13 protein-coding genes are annotated in these 14,282 nt (G+C 70.8%); 6 read left to right on the top strand and 7 right to left on the bottom strand.

The annotated features are described in order from the left end of the window. Nucleotides 1–57: 57 nt before the first annotated feature. The 3 genes from AC0NZQ_RS17470 to AC0NZQ_RS17460 all read right to left on the bottom strand — a co-directional run bounded on the left by AC0NZQ_RS17470 (nucleotide 58) and on the right by AC0NZQ_RS17460 (nucleotide 2,872). On the bottom strand, nucleotides 58–732 hold the full coding sequence (locus AC0NZQ_RS17470) for a sensor domain-containing protein (protein ID WP_474531271.1): 675 nt from the start codon (nucleotides 730–732) through the stop codon (nucleotides 58–60). Nucleotides 733–797: 65 nt separating this feature from the next. Beyond that, nucleotides 798–2,309, bottom strand: a complete 1,512-nt coding sequence (locus tag AC0NZQ_RS17465; protein ID WP_474531270.1) for a flavin-containing monooxygenase — start codon at nucleotides 2,307–2,309, stop codon at nucleotides 798–800. A gap of 56 nt (nucleotides 2,310–2,365) precedes the next feature. Beyond that, nucleotides 2,366–2,872, bottom strand: a complete 507-nt coding sequence (locus tag AC0NZQ_RS17460; protein ID WP_474531267.1) for an SRPBCC family protein — start codon at nucleotides 2,870–2,872, stop codon at nucleotides 2,366–2,368. A 58-nt stretch (nucleotides 2,873–2,930) separates the two neighbouring features. Between AC0NZQ_RS17460 and AC0NZQ_RS17455 the strand changes: the two genes are divergently transcribed. Together AC0NZQ_RS17455 and AC0NZQ_RS17450 are read left to right on the top strand one after the other, a co-directional pair. Beyond that, nucleotides 2,931–3,992 carry an aldo/keto reductase gene (locus AC0NZQ_RS17455; protein WP_474531265.1) on the top strand — a complete coding sequence of 354 codons (1,062 nt, stop codon included), beginning with the start codon at nucleotides 2,931–2,933 and terminating at the stop codon, nucleotides 3,990–3,992. 13 nt (nucleotides 3,993–4,005) lie between these two features. Next, nucleotides 4,006–4,446, top strand: a complete 441-nt coding sequence (locus AC0NZQ_RS17450; RefSeq protein WP_474531263.1) for a GNAT family N-acetyltransferase — start codon at nucleotides 4,006–4,008, stop codon at nucleotides 4,444–4,446. A 15-nt stretch (nucleotides 4,447–4,461) separates the two neighbouring features. Here AC0NZQ_RS17450 and AC0NZQ_RS17445 read toward each other — a convergent pair whose 3' ends face one another. The 3 genes from AC0NZQ_RS17445 to AC0NZQ_RS17435 form a co-directional block, all read right to left on the bottom strand. Beyond that, the gene (locus AC0NZQ_RS17445; protein WP_474531262.1) at nucleotides 4,462–6,951 is read right to left on the bottom strand and encodes a DEAD/DEAH box helicase; all 2,490 of its coding nucleotides are present in this window, start codon (nucleotides 6,949–6,951) and stop codon (nucleotides 4,462–4,464) included. Beyond that, entirely contained in the window at nucleotides 6,948–8,333 is a 1,386-nt protein-coding gene (locus AC0NZQ_RS17440; RefSeq protein WP_474531261.1) for a serine/threonine-protein kinase, read from the bottom strand. Before AC0NZQ_RS17440 ends, AC0NZQ_RS17445 begins: the two co-directional genes overlap by 4 nt. Nucleotides 8,334–8,537: 204 nt before the next feature. Next, on the bottom strand, nucleotides 8,538–9,968 hold the full coding sequence (locus tag AC0NZQ_RS17435) for an MFS transporter (RefSeq protein ID WP_474531260.1): 1,431 nt from the start codon (nucleotides 9,966–9,968) through the stop codon (nucleotides 8,538–8,540). A gap of 138 nt (nucleotides 9,969–10,106) precedes the next feature. On the opposite strand from AC0NZQ_RS17435, the gene AC0NZQ_RS17430 reads away from it, so the two are divergent. The 3 genes from AC0NZQ_RS17430 to AC0NZQ_RS17420 all read left to right on the top strand — a co-directional run bounded on the left by AC0NZQ_RS17430 (nucleotide 10,107) and on the right by AC0NZQ_RS17420 (nucleotide 12,755). Further along, the gene (locus AC0NZQ_RS17430) at nucleotides 10,107–11,546 is read left to right on the top strand and encodes a threonine/serine exporter family protein (RefSeq protein WP_474531259.1); all 1,440 of its coding nucleotides are present in this window, start codon (nucleotides 10,107–10,109) and stop codon (nucleotides 11,544–11,546) included. A gap of 460 nt (nucleotides 11,547–12,006) precedes the next feature. Next, entirely contained in the window at nucleotides 12,007–12,549 is a 543-nt protein-coding gene (locus tag AC0NZQ_RS17425) for a hypothetical protein (RefSeq protein WP_474531258.1), read from the top strand. Beyond that, entirely contained in the window at nucleotides 12,546–12,755 is a 210-nt protein-coding gene (locus AC0NZQ_RS17420) for a helix-turn-helix domain-containing protein (protein ID WP_474531257.1), read from the top strand. Before AC0NZQ_RS17425 ends, AC0NZQ_RS17420 begins: the two co-directional genes overlap by 4 nt. 86 nt (nucleotides 12,756–12,841) lie before the next feature. Here the strand turns inward: AC0NZQ_RS17420 and AC0NZQ_RS17415 are convergent, their stop codons facing one another. Then, complete coding sequence (locus AC0NZQ_RS17415) at nucleotides 12,842–13,351, bottom strand: hypothetical protein (RefSeq protein WP_474531255.1); 510 nt, start codon at nucleotides 13,349–13,351, stop codon at nucleotides 12,842–12,844. Between the two features lie 125 nt (nucleotides 13,352–13,476). On the opposite strand from AC0NZQ_RS17415, the gene AC0NZQ_RS17410 reads away from it, so the two are divergent. After that, nucleotides 13,477–14,268 carry a hypothetical protein gene (locus tag AC0NZQ_RS17410; protein ID WP_474531254.1) on the top strand — a complete coding sequence of 264 codons (792 nt, stop codon included), beginning with the start codon at nucleotides 13,477–13,479 and terminating at the stop codon, nucleotides 14,266–14,268. Nucleotides 14,269–14,282 lie beyond the last annotated feature (14 nt).

The following is a 14,282-nucleotide window of genomic DNA, read 5'->3' as shown; positions in this document are numbered from 1 at the left end:
GCGCCGGGAGCGATCCGCTGTGGATCATGTCGCCACAGCGGCGAGCCGGTCGCAGAATCAGGCGGGGTACCGCGGGCCCTGCTGCGACTGCGGGACCCGGGGCCGCAGCAGCGAGCGGTCGACCCTCGCCACGACTCGCGCGCATGGCAGCACCGACACCCACCACAGCCCGAAGGCGACGGCGGCGAGCGGCACGAGGGCGAAGGCGGTGCCCAGGCTGTCGACGGTGATGACGCCGAAGGCTTCGCCGAAGGCCGCCGGGGGCGTCACCGCCCACAGGAAGGGGAAGATCAGGTAGAAGACGGCGCTCAGCAGCAGCGTCACCGACAGCAGCGACAGCGCGCTCGCGACGACGGCGTGGACCATGAGCCAGAGCGCGTCGCGCCAGCTCGCCGGGTCGCGCAGGATGGCCACGACGCGGCCCATCGTTCCGGGTCGGTCGAGTTCGGCGTAGGGGACGCCCACCGGCTCGCCGAGCACGCGGGCGGCCGAGCGACGGTGCGCGTCGGCGTAGCGGCGAACCAGCCAGGTCGCCGGGATGAGCAGCGGCGCGACCACCGTGAGCGGGGTCAGCGCGGCCGCCGTCGCCCAGAGCGGCAGCAGCGCGCAGGGCACGAAGGCGACGATGCCGACGACGGCGGCGCGGCCGGTGAGCCGCAAACGCGTCACCAGCCCGTTCGGCCTCGTCACGCTCGGGTGCTCAGTCGGCCGGCGCTCGTCGAGGAAGGTCATGCCCCGAGCCTGCCGTCGCGGTCGTCCCCGCACAGGGGGGCTAGACCCCCCGTCTCCCCGGCGGGTCAGGCGCTGGCGCGCTCGCCGTCTGCCGCCGTCGAGACCGCCCGGGCCTCGGTGCGGGAGAACTCAAGCAGGCCGTCGTCGATGGCGCCGTAGCGCAGCAGCGGGGCGTCGCGCAGGAAGTTGTTGGTGATCTTCCAGACGCCGTGGGTGCCCTGGCGCGGCAACTGCTTCTCGCCGCGGCGCACGTAGCCGGCGTTGAGGGCGCTCATGGCCGAGGCGGAGTCGCGGTCGGCGGGCTGCGCGTGCACTTCGACCTGGTCGACGCCCCGCGAGCTCATGTGGTTCAGCAGCCGGCAGACGTAGGTCGCGGCGATGTCGGCCTTGAGCGTCCAGGAGGAGTTGATGTAGCCCAGCACCATCGCGGCGTTCGGCACGCCTTCGAGCATGACGCCCTTGTAGAACACGGACTCGGTGACCGGCACCTCGCGGCCGTCGACGGTGAAGTGCGCACCGCCGAGCATCTGCACCGACAGGCCGGTCGCCGTGACGATCACATCGGCCTCGAGCTCCTCGCCGGTGTCGAGGCGGATGCCCCGCTCGGTGAAGGTGTCGATGCCGGCGGTGACGACGTCGGCCTTGCCCGAGCGGATGGTCTTGAAGAGGTCGCCGGAGGGGACGAAGCAGAGGCGCTGATCCCAGGGCTCGTAGGTGGGGGTGAAGTTCTTCATGTCGGACGCGCCCTTGAGCTGCGACTCGATGCCCTTGCGCACGATCGCCTTCAGCACGCCGGGGCGGGCCTTGGCCAGCGCGTAGAGGCCGCGCTGCACGGCGATGTTGCGAGCCCTGGTGGTCTTGTAGACGAGCGTGTCCGGAAGCACCTTCTGCAGCGTCGCGGTGAGGTGGTCGACCACGGGCAGCGACATAATGTACGTGGGGGAGCGCTGCAGCATCGTGACGTGCGAGGCCTCCGGCGCCATGGCCGGGACCAGGGTGACCGCGGTGGCGCCGCTGCCGATGATGACGACCTTCTTGCCGCGATAGTCGAGATCCTCGGGCCAGTGCTGCGGGTGGACGATCGTCCCGGTGAAGTCCTGCTCGCCGGGGAACTCGGGACGGTAGCCCTCGTCGTAGTTGTAGTAGCCGGTGCCCGCCACCACGAAACTCGCCGTGATGGTGCTGGCCTCGCCGGTCCCCTCGGCGACCACGTCGACGCTCCAGAGGCCGGTGTCGTGGGAGAAGTCGGCCGAGACCACGCGGGTGCCGAAGCGGATCTTGTCCGTGACGCCGTACTCCTCGGCGGTGTCGCGCAGGTAGTTCCGGATCGACTCGCCGTCGGCGAGGATGCGGGGGTTCGTCCAGGGCCGGAAGCCGTAGGCGAAGGTCATCATGTCCGAGTCCGAGCGGATGCCGGGGTAGCGGAACAGATCCCAGGTGCCGCCGATGGCCTGTCGCCGCTCGAGGACGGCGTAGGTCCGGTCCGGACACTCGCGTTCGAGGTGGCAGGCCATGCCGATGCCGGAGATCCCGGCACCGATGATGAGGACGTCGACGTCGGCGGTCTGGACGGGCACGGCAAGCCTCCGGGGTCCGAGCGGGTAACTGTTACAGACCGTACCGCCAACTGTGGTCAGGCGCTGGGCTGCACCTCACGCGCACCGAGGTGCGCCAGCAGGTTGGCGGCGAACTTGTCACCGGTCCGATTGATGGTCGAGCTCATCACCTTGCGCACGGCGCCACCGGAGGCCCGCGGCAACGGAAGCTCCACGGTGAGCGTCATCTCGATGGCGAGCGTCGTCGCGGGCTCACCGTCGACGGTGGTGTCCTCCAGGCGGTACCAGCCCGTCGCGCCGGTCCGTTCCCTGCTCCCGGCCGGCGGATCGTGGCGAAAGTCGATGCGGCTCACCGTCTCGCCCTCGTCGAAGTCCATGCGTTCGGTGAAGGTGGGGCTGATGCCGACGCCGAGTGCCTTGATCTCGACCATCCGCCAGGTCCAGTGGTCGCCGTCGGCGTCGATACTGCGCAGCAGCGGCGTCAGCTTCGGCAGCAGGGCGGGATCGGAGATCGCGGCCCACACCTCGGCGCGCGGTGCCGTCACGACGGCCGTGGACGTCGTCGTCGCGGAGAAGCGGTTCATGCCTGCCAGCGTGCCCAACTTCGGTGTCGTGTAGCCGTGGGCCGGATATACAGACGGGATGGACTATCGCCAGCTGGGCCGCAGCGGACTGCGCATCTCGACGCTGACCATGGGCACGATGAGCTTCGGTGGGGGCGGGAACTTCGCCAGCGTCGGCAACACCGACGTCAAGCAGGCCCGTCGCCAGCTCGATCTCTGCCGGGATCACGGCGTCAACCTCGTCGACACCGCCGACGTCTACTCCGCCGGCGCCTCGGAGGAGATCGTCGGCGAGGCGCTGGGACGCAGCCGGGACGACTGGCTCGTCGCCACCAAGGTGCGCTTCCCGATGGGCGACGGTCCCAACGACGCCGGGCTGTCGCGGCATCACGTGCTGCGCGGCTGCGAGGAGTCGTTGCGGCGGCTGCGGACCGACCACATCGACCTGTACCAGCTCCACGAGTGGGACGGCGCGACGCCGCTGGAGGAGACGCTCGGCGCCCTGCAGACCCTCGTCGAGCAGGGCAAGGTCCGCTACGTCGGTGTCAGCAACTACAGCGGCTGGCAGCTGCTCAAGGCGCTCGGCGTGAGCGAGCGCGACGGGTTGCCACGCTTCGCCGCCGAGCAGATCTACTACTCGCTGCAGGCGCGGGACGCCGAGAACGAGCTGCTCCCCGCCGCCGTCGACCAGGGCCTCGGCGTGCTGGTGTGGAGCCCACTGGCCGGTGGCCTGCTCTCCGGCAAGTACAGCCGCGGCCGCGACGGCAAGCTGAAGTCGCCGAAGGGTTCGCGGCTGGCCTCGGAGTGGGACGAGCCGCCCATCGACTTCCCCGACCGCCTCTTCGCCACCATCGACGTCCTGGTGTCGATCGGCAAGGCGCACCGGGTCTCGGCCGCGCAGGTCGCGCTGGCCTGGCTGCTCACCCGACCGGCGATCACGTCGCTGATCATCGGCGCCCGGACGACCGACCAGCTCGCCGACAACCTCGCCGCCGCCGAGCTGACGCTCACGCCCGACGAGGTCGACCGGCTCGAGGCGGTGAGTCGACCGCCGCTGCTCTATCCGTACTGGCACCAGCGCAACACCGCGGCCGACCGGCTCAGCGCCGCGGACCGCGTGCTGCTCGAGCCCTACCTGTGACGGGCGCGTCGTGATGGTCGTCGTCTCCGTCGCCGAGGAGCCGTGGGACGCCCCGGACAGTCAGAACCTCCGCGCCGAGCTCTACGCCGAGCTCGACGAGCGCTACGACGGGGTCACCTCGGCCGACCCCACCGACCCGATCGTGGTCTTCGTCGTCGCCAGGGCGGCTGACGGGACGCCCGTCGGCTGTGGCGCGCTGCAGCGCCTCGGGGCGGCCGAGGCGCAGATCGTCCAGCTCTACGTCGCCCCGGAGGCGCGGGGCTCGGGGACGGCGCGGATCCTGTTGCGCGCCCTGGAGAACCGGGCCCGGAGCGCCGGCCTCACCCTGGTGACGCTGCAGCTCGGTTCCCGCCAGCAGGACGCCATGCGCTTCCTCGAACGGCACGGGTACCGGCGGGTGCCGACGCTGGACGCAGAGACGCTGCGCTACGCCCGGGCGATCGCCGACGACTGAGCCTGCCGCCTGCGGTCACATCGGTCCGACGTGGATGACGGTGAGCACGGGCTCGCCGGCCTCGTCGGAGGCGGCGAGGTCGATCTCGGCGCTGATGGCCCAGTCGTGGTCGCCCTCCGGGTCGTCCAGCACCTGCCGCACCGACCACACTCCGTCACCGACGGTTACGCTCAGTAGTCGGGGGTTGCGGGCGTCCGGACCGGTGCCGACACGCGGGTACTCGGCGAAGTAGCCCTCCAGGGCGGCGGTCCAGTCGACGTCCGGGTCGAGGTCGGTGAGCTGGTCGAGACGGCGCAGTGCGAAGAGCTCGACCCGCCGGAACATGGCGTTGCGGACGAGCACGGTGAAGGCCCGGACATTCTCGGTGAGCGAGGCGGGGCGGCGGACCTCGACAGCCTCCTCGGTCGTCGGGTCGACGCCGGCGGCCAGCGCCTCCCACTCGTCCAGCAGGCTGGAGTCGACCTGCCGGACCAGCGCACCCAGCCACTCGACAATGTCGGTGACGCCCTCGGTGACCGCGGAATCCGGCACCGAGGAGCGCAGCGCCCGGTACGCGTCGGTGAGGTAGCGCAGCACCAGTCCCTCGCTGCGGCTCAGGCCGTAGAACGCGACGTACTCGGTGAAGGTCATCGCGCGTTCCCACATGTCCCGCACGATGGACTTCGGCCGCAGGTCGTCCTCGGACAGCCAGGGGTGGGACTGCCGGTAGATCATGAAGGCGCCTTCGAGCAGCTCCCGCAGCGGCTTGGGGTGGGTGATGTCGGCGAGCAGCTCCATCCGCTCCTCGTATTCGACCCCCTCGGCCTTGAGCTGCGCCACGGCCTCGCCGCGGGCCAGGTTCTGCTGCGCCCGCACGATCTGGCGCGGGTCCTCCAGCGTCGCCTCGTAGACCGAGACGACGTCCAGGGCGTAGCTGTCCGATTCCGGGTCGAGCAGGTCCAGCGCGGCGAGTGCGAAGGTGGAGAGCGGCTGGTTGAGCGCGAAGTTCAGCGGCAGGTCAGCGGTGAGGCGCACCGTCCGGCCCTCGGCGTCGGGCTCCTCGAGCCGTTCGATCACCCCCGCGGCGAGCAGTGCGCGGTACGCGCGGATCGCGGCCCGGATCTGCTCACGCTGCTGCTTCGGTCCGGTGTGGTTGTTCCGGATGAGATCCCGCATGGCGACGAAGGCATCGCCAGGGCGCGCGATCACGTTGAGAACCATGGCGGGGGTGACGGTGAAGCGGGCCGTCAGCGCCTCCGGTTGGGAGGTCAGCAGCCGATCGTGGGTGTTCTTGCCCCACGAGACGAAGCCCTCCGGCGGCTTCTTGCGGACGATCCGCTTGAGCTTCTTGGCGTCGTCACCGGCCTTCGCGACGAGCCGGGCGTTCTCCACCTCGTGCTCGGGGGCCTGCACTACCACGGTGCCGGCGGTGTCGAAGCCGGCCCGGCCGGCCCGGCCGGCGATCTGGTGGAACTCGCGCACCTGCAGGTGCCGCTGCCGTTCCCCGTCGAATTTGCTCAGCGCCGCGAAGACGACCGTCCGGATCGGCACGTTGATGCCGACGCCGAGGGTGTCGGTGCCGCAGATGACCTTGAGCAGCCCGGCCTGCGCGAGCTGCTCCACCAGTCGCCGGTACTTCGGCAGCATGCCGGCGTGGTGGACGCCGATGCCGTGGCGGACGAGGCGGTTGAGGACCTTGCCGAAACCTGCCGTGAAGCGGAACCCGGCGATGGTCTCGCCGATGGTGTCGCGCTCGGCGCGCGAGGCCACGTTGATGCTGGTCAGGGCCTGCGCGTGTTCCAGCGCCGCGGCCTGGGTGAAGTGGACGACGTAGATCGGCGCCTGACCACTGGCGAGCAAATCGCTGATCGTCTCGTGCAGGGCGGTGGTCTCGTAGTAGTGGTGCAGCGGCACCGGCCGTTCGCCCGCGGCGACGGTGCTGGTCTCCCGTCCGGTCCGTCTGGTCAGGTCGGCGGCGAGGTCGGTGGTGTCGCCGAGCGTCGCGGACATCAACAGGAACTGCGCGCGGCTGAGCTCCAGCAGCGGCACCTGCCAGGCCCAGCCACGGTCCGGGTCGGCGTAGAAGTGGAACTCGTCGAGGATCACCACCTCGAGATCGCTGCCGCTGCCGGTGCGCAACGCGATGTTGGCCAGCACCTCCGCGGTGCAGCAGAGGATCGGCGCGTCGGCGTTGACGGCCGCGTCGCCGGTCATCATGCCGACGTTGTCGGAGCCGAAGACGGCGCAGAGCGCGAAGAACTTCTCGCTTACCAGCGCCTTGATCGGGGCGGTGTAGACCGAGCGGACGCCGCGGGCGAGGGCGAAGTAGTGCGCGGCGACGGCGACCAGGGACTTGCCCGAGCCGGTCGGCGTGGCGAGGACGACGTTGGCGCCGGTGACCAGCTCCAGGACGGCCTCCTCCTGCGCCGGGTAGAGCGTGATTCCCTGGCTGCTCGTCCAAGCGGCGAAGGCGGTGTAGAGCTCGTCGGGGTCGGTGGTCTCGGGTGGTACGAGCGGCGAGGTCACGGCCCGGGCTTGCCCTTGTCCTTGCCGGGACCGCCGCCGGGACCACCCCGACCGGGGCCGTTGTCCTTGTTCTTGTCCTTGCCCGGCGCTGGCGCCGGCTGCTGCTGGCGCCGGGTGGTGACGGGTGCGCTGGTGCGGCGGGCCGTCGTGGCTGCCGAGGTCGTCGGCCGGGCCGACGTGCTCGGCGCCGTCGTGGTGGGACGGGGGGTGCTGCTCGGCGTGGCGACGGCCGGGGGTGTCGTCGGCGAGATGGGGGCGGTCGCGTCGTCGCCGCCGGAGAGGATCAGCCCCAGGACCACCGCGAGCACGACGGCGAAGCCGCCGGCCGCGGCCCAGATCAGACCACCGCGGCGCCGGCGACGCTCCTCCTCAGCCGGTGCGGCGGCAGGGACGAAGGCCGCGGCACCCGGGGCGGGGAGGGCGGCCGTGCCCGCGGCGGCGGGTGCCATGACCGCCGTGTCACCGGGACGGCCGCCGGTGGCGACGACCTGCGTCACGGCGTGCGCGGCGTCCGGACGGTGGGCGATGTCGTCCAGGGCGGCGGCCACCTGACCGGCGTTGGGGCGGTCGGCGGGACTCGAGGCCGTCATGTCGCCCAGCAGCGAGCGCCATCGTGCGTCGTCGCCGGCAGGAGTCCCGACCGGGAAGTCCGGCGGACGGTGCAGCCGGGCCGCGGCGGCGGCCACGCCGGTGCCGGGGTAGGCCATCACACCGGTGAGGCACTCGATCAGCATCAGGCCCAGCGAGTAGACGTCGCTGGGCGGACCGACCTCCGATCCCGTGGCCTGCTCCGGGCTCAGGTAGTTGGCGGTGCCGACCGTGGTGCCGGCCATCGTCATGGGGGAGGCTTCGAGCAGTCGGGCGACACCGAAGTCGGCGAGCTTGGCCCGGTCGCCCTTGCCGGTGCGCGCGAGCAGGACGTTGGCCGGCTTGATGTCGCGATGCACCACCCCCCGCTCGTGCACGTACTCCAGCCCGGCGGCCAGCTCAGCGCCCAGGACGGCCGCCTGCTGCGAGCTCATCGGGCCCTCGTCCAGACGCTGGCGCAGCGTCCGACCCGGCACGAGCTCCATCACGAGGTGATCGAAGGCGCCGGGAATCGCGCCGGAGGCGTCGAAGATGCTGACGATGTTCGGGTGGCTCAGGCCGGCGAGGATGCGGACCTCGGCGGTCGCGCGCGCCGCTGCGGCGGGGTCGTTGGCGAGCCCTGCGCCGCCGAAGACCTTGACCGCGACATCGCGGGAGAGCACGGGGTCGTGGGCGCGATAGACGGTGGCCATCCCGCCGCTGCCGAGGACGTCGCGCAGCTGGTAGCGGCCGTCGACTCGATCCCCGACGCGGTAGCGCACGGGTTCGGAGGGCATGGTCGGCTGGTCGGGCATCGAGCCCAACCTACCCATGTGGCGGGCATCCGCGCGGCCGACAAAAGACGCGGCACCGGCGCCCGTTTCCGTACGCCGGTGCCGCACTCCCTCATCCCCCGTGGTGAGGGAGGCTCTCGGCGGGGCCGAGCCCCGCAGCCGAACCCCAACCTACAAAGACGCCGGTGTGCAGGGCGTGTTGCTTCCGTCACGCGCCGCGACCGGTCAATTACGCGATTCCGCGGCCTGCTCTGCCACGAGCTTGCGAGCCTCGGCCTCGGACTCGGCCGCCGGTGCCGATCCCCACATGCGCCTGCCGTTGGGCTCCTGCAGGAAGCGCACCGCCACCAAGCCGACGACGCCGGCGGCGATGAGGTAGTAGGCCGGCCAGTTCAGATCACCGGTGGCGCTCACCAGCGATCCCACGACGAAGGAGGTGGTGCCGGCGAAGAGCGAGATGGCGACGTTGAAGGCGATCGAGAGGCCGGCGCCGCGGACCTTGGTCGGGAAGAGCGCCGGCAGCGTGGACGGCATCGTGGCGCTGAAGGTGATCAACGCCAGGCCCATCAGCAGGAGGCCGAAGAAGATCGACACCCCGCTGCCGGCCCGGATCAGCAAGATCATGGGCAGCGCGAGGACGACCAGTCCCACCGACCCCGTGACGATGATCGGCTTGCGTCCGATGCGGTCCGAGAGCAGCCCGACGAACGGGATGGTGACCAGCGCGATGGCCATGACGACGATCTGCAGGATGCTCGAGGTCAGGGTGGTGACCTTGTCCTCGCCCGGCAGCGTCTCAGAGATGTAGGTCGGCATGTAGGAGGTGAGCATGTAGTTGGTGACGTTCCAGACGATCACCAGCCCCATGCAGACCAGGACGAAGGGCCAGAGCCGCGCCAGTACCCTGGCTTCGTCGCCCGCCTTGTTGGCCTTCTCCTTCTCCTCGGCCTCCTTCTCCAGGGCGGCGTAGGCGGGGGTGTCGGCCAGCCGGGACCGCAGGTACACGCCGGCGATGCCCAGCGGCAGGGCGAGGAAGAACGGCAGGCGCCAGGCCCAGTCGTGTAGCGCCGGGTCGCCGACGACGTCCTGGATGATCGTCGCGACGATGGCACCGCCGAGGTAGCCGGTGAAGGTGCCGAACTCCAGCCAGCTGCCGAGGAAGCCGCGCCGGCGGTCCGGGGCGTACTCGGCGATGAAGGTCATGGCGTTGCCGTACTCACCACCGGTGGAGAAGCCCTGGACGAGGCGGCAGAGCAGCAGCAGCGCCGGGGCCCAGAAACCGACCGCGGCCTGCGAGGGCAGGCAGCCGATGGCGAAGGTGCCGAGGGCCATCATGATCATCGTGATGGCGAGGACCTTGTTGCGGCCGATCCGGTCGGCGAGCGGCCCGAAGAACATGCCGCCGAAGGGCCGGACCAGGAAGGCGACGGCAAACGTGCCGAAGGTGGCGATGGTGCCGAGTGAGTCGCTCAGGCCGGAGAAGAAGATCTTCCTGATCGTGGGCTCGAGGTAGGCGTAGACGCCGAAGTCGTACCACTCCGTGATGTTGCCGATCGCCGCTGCGCCGATGGCCTTGCGGATGATCGGCGGGTCGGTGACGACGACGTCGTCCAGGGTCCAGTGACGGGGCCGTTCTCTCGGCTCCAGGACGGTCACGGTTCGAACACCTCTCTGTCGGGTACCAGCTGTCCCTCCTACCCAGATCCACAGCCGCCGAACATCACGGCCACGGACCGGTGGTGTAGGTCCCGGGTGGCTGGTGGCGCGGAGCGGCGGTTCGGGAGACTGGCGGCGATGGTCGACAACGCCGACGTCTACAAGACGATGAATCTCGCGCTGCGCATCGGCGAGCTGCTGCTCTCCGCCGGTGCCGGTGCCTCGGACGTCGGTGCCCAGATGGACAACGTCGGCCGGGCTTGCGGCCTGCGCAGATTCACTGCGGACGTCACCTTCACCGAGCTGGCCATGAGCCACCAGCCCTCGCCGGAGGAGCCGGCGCTGATCCAGCTGCGGCAGGTGCGGCAGCGGGAGACGGACTACGAGGACCTCACCCTCGTCGACCATCTCGTCCGCGATCTCGTGGCGGGACGGATCGACCGCGACGAGGCCACCACCCGGCTCAACCGCATCACCTCGACCGGGCACGCCCGGCCCCGGTGGGCCGTGACGCTCGGCTACGGCGCGCTGGGCGCCGGGGTGGGCATGGTGCTGGGCGGCAACCTGCTCATGGTGACGATCGCCTTCGTCGCCGCCTGCCTCATCGACCGGGTGCAGCGTCTGCTCAGCCGGGGTCGCTGGCCCGTCTTCTACCAGCAGGCGGCCGGCGGTCTCACGGCCACGCTGCTGGCCGCCGGCGTCGCCAAGGTCGGTCTCGAGATCGCGCCGGGACGGGTCATCACCGCCAGCATCATCCTGCTGCTGGCCGGCGTCAGCTTCCTCGGCGCGATCCAGGACGCCCTCACCGGCTTCCCGCTCACCAGCGCGGCGCGGCTGCTGGAGGCCACCATCGCGACGATCGGTGCCATCGCCGGTGTCAGTGGCGGCCTCACCGTAGCCCGGGTGATCGGCGCGCCGCTGGGGACGGCGGCGGCCGGCAGCAGCGGCTACGCCGGCCTGCCGCTGATGGTCGCCGGGGCGGCGATCGCCTCGGCCGCCTACGCCTATGCCTCCTACGCGCCGCTCCGGGCGCTGGCACCGATCGGGGTGATCGCCGGGGGTGCCGCGGCGGTGTACTTCGTGGTCAGCGAGCGCGGCTTCGGGACGGCCTTCGGCTCCGCGATCGCCGCCGTGGTCATCGGCCTGGTCTCCTTCGCCGCGGCCGGTCGCTTCCGGGTGCCGGCCCTGGTGATCGTGACCTGCACGCTGGTGCCGCTGCTGCCGGGTCTGTCCATCTACCGCGGTCTGGCCACGATCGGGCAGAACGCGGCGGCCGGGCTGGTGGCGCTCTTCACCGCCGGCACCATCGCCATCGGTCTCAGCTCGGGAGCGATCCTGGGGGAGTACATCGCCCAGCCGCTGCAGCGCGAGGCGCGCCGACTGGAGAACCGTCTCGCCGGACCCCGCCTGGTGGGCCCGCTCTCTGTACGTCAGGTGCGGCGTCGCACCCGCGCCGAGGCACCTGCCCCGGATGCGCAGGACCCGCAGGGCGGCGGCAGCACGACCACGGCCGGCGGTCGAACCTGGACCTCGACCCAGCTCTACCGGGGCCGTCTCACCCCGTGGCGACGGCGCTGACCCCACGGCGGCGCTCGGACGTGTCGTCCCGTGCTCGTGCGGCTGGCCCTATTCCAGCGCGGTTGGCCCTATGCCAGCGCGGCACAGCCGGGGCCAGAGGCGCGCTGGGATGGGGCCAACCCCGTCGAGTCGCGCGGTCGTACGCCGGGCGGAGACGACAACGGGCCCGGCTCGGCGGCAATGCGCCGGGCGGGGCCCGAGGACTGTCTCAACACAGCGTGTCCGAGGGGGGACTTGAACTCCGAGCGCGACCGTCCGGCCGTGCCCGGCTCCGTCCGCTTCTCCCGCACTTCCAGGGGTAGTGACCCCACGCGCCGGCCCGCGCGGGCGCCCCCGTCCGGCCACGTCCGGCTTCGTCTGTGACCAATCGCGTGACCAAGCAAAGGCGGCCCCGGCCGGTGTTCCAGCACCGAGCCGAGGCCTTGATCGCAATCCCCTATGCGACAGAGGAGCACGACCCATGCACGAACGTACCGAGAACCCCGGACGCTCTCCGTCCCCCACCATCTATACCGCCGGCCCCGACCTGAGCAGCGCGACCGTCGTGGTCGACGCCGAACTGGCGGCCGAGCTCGACGGCCTCACCGCCGCCCAGCTCCGCGAGGTCCGTTCCCGGGCCCGCGCCGCCGCCCTGACGGCCGCCGCGATCATCCGCGGCCGCCGGATTCCTCCCGCCCCGCCCTGCCCGGCGTGGTGCACCGAGCAGCACCCGCCGGCGGGCTGGTCCAGGCAACCGGCCGACGCCGCCCGCGACGGCTCGGCGAGCAAGCTGTGCCGCCGCGCCGTCGCCGCGGTGGCCCGCGCCGACGGCCACGGCCAGCTCGAGGTGGTGCTGGACCGGCTCGCCGTCGTCACCCTCACTGCAGGAGTTTGGGGCGGTGTCGACCACGGCCGGGAGCTCGTGCACCTGCTCGCCGACGGGCCGACCTTGCTCACCGTCGACGAGGCCGACGCGCTCGCAACTGCGCTGCGCGCCGCCGGTGATCTGGTGGACGTTCAGTGAGCGGCTACGTTGACCCCGTCGCCGTCGAGCGCGCCTGCTGGGGTGACCGGGTTCGTCTACGGCCGGCAGAGCGCGTCGCGGCGGCCCAGCGGCTCACGGCCCGCGGCATGAGCGCTCGTCAGGTGGCCGAGGTGCTCGGCATCAGCGCCCGGACGGTCGTCCGGTGCCGATCCCGCCGGCCGGTGGACGTGTCCGCCTTCGGCTGACGAAGCCCCAGAACACGCCGAACGACACAACCGCCCGCCTCTCATGCCGAGGGGCGGGCGGTTGTGTCGTGAAGCGACTCGCCCGTCTACGGCGCTGCCGGCACCGGCACCAAGACCGGCGAGGAAAACTGCTCGCAGGTCACGACAAGCTCCCCAGGGGTTCGCGACTGCATCGTCTTGACGAGGAGGATGCCGGCGATCGAGGCGCCGCTGGGAAGATCGACACCGCTGGGCAGTCCGCGACTAAGCCCCGGGTCGTAGCCGTCGGGAACGGTGACGGTGACATCAGTGGCGCTGCCGACGCCAACGTTGCGCAGACGGTAAGCCGATCCACCCACCCATTCCAAGACGAACTGAGGCGTCGGCACGCCACGTCCGAGAGGCCCTGCAGTTTCCGGTCGGGCATGAAGCGGGTCCAGAGCGCGCGGCAGGCCCCCTAGGAATTGCTCGATGTTGCCCGCCATGCGCTGAAGCGACACTTCGAGGCTGTCCGCGCCGGCGCGCGCTTCCTCCGCTCGCGCTTCGACGGCGCTGGCCCGGCGGTCCAGGTCACGGTCGCGCTTCCATGCGTAGCCAGCGGTAGCCAGCGCGATCACGACAGCCGCCCAACTGGCAAAGTCCCCCCACATGCGCAGATAGTGTGCCAGGCAGGCGCTGGGCTTTGCGCGGGGGTTTGCCGCTGCCAGCCCCAGCCGTCGGGGGCATGCATACGCTCCATGGCGTGCCGCCTCTTTCACCTTCAGATATCCGTGCGAAGCACCTAGACACCATCGCGGCGTTCGTGCTGCGCGCTCGCCGCGTCGAAGCGCATTCCTGGGCCGAAGGCAGGGACACGCTGCTAAGGGATTCGCAGAAGCCCATGGAGTTCAAGCGCGACCCGGAAACTGGTAACTGGGCGATGCACGTGCAGCTCCCGGACGAAGAGGTCGTCGAGTCGATGGCCGCCCGTGTCCGGCCGTTAATCTTGCAAGGTGACCGCGTCCACGGGCTCCGTGTCATGGGTGCCCTCAACTATTTTGCCGACGGCGTTTCAGACGACCTACGCGCTGGCTTGGACAGCCTCCGCGGCGATTGGAAGAGCTTTGACAGCAGTAGCCGCGAGCTGAGGGGTTACGAACTGCACCAAGTCAATCCTGCGACGGGTGACTCGGTCGAGCTAAGCGACACCGTTCTGGGATACGCATGGATCTATGGCGACACAATCCACGCAGATCAGGCCAGGCTGGCCGAGACCGAGAAGGTAGGCGTCGAGGCCAGGTACGAAGCTGCCGTACCGCTCGTCGCGCGCATTGCCGTCACGGCCATTGCCACCTTGAACGCCGTCCGCGAGCTCGTCCGCGAAGGGCATCTGGAGCTGTCGCCCGAGCTGTTTGAGCGGGCGGTAGTGGTCACAGAAACCACGATCGTGACCGAGGTTTCTGTCTTCATGGCCCCCGCGGACACACCTATGCCTGGTTCGTTCTCGCAGGCCGCGTCCGAGGTCGAACGCGGGCCTTGGAGGCGACTGGACTGATCCGCGTGCTGCCC

The organism is Jatrophihabitans sp. sgz311053 (assembly GCF_056135305.1).
This window is presented reverse-complemented; position numbering and strand designations above follow the sequence as displayed.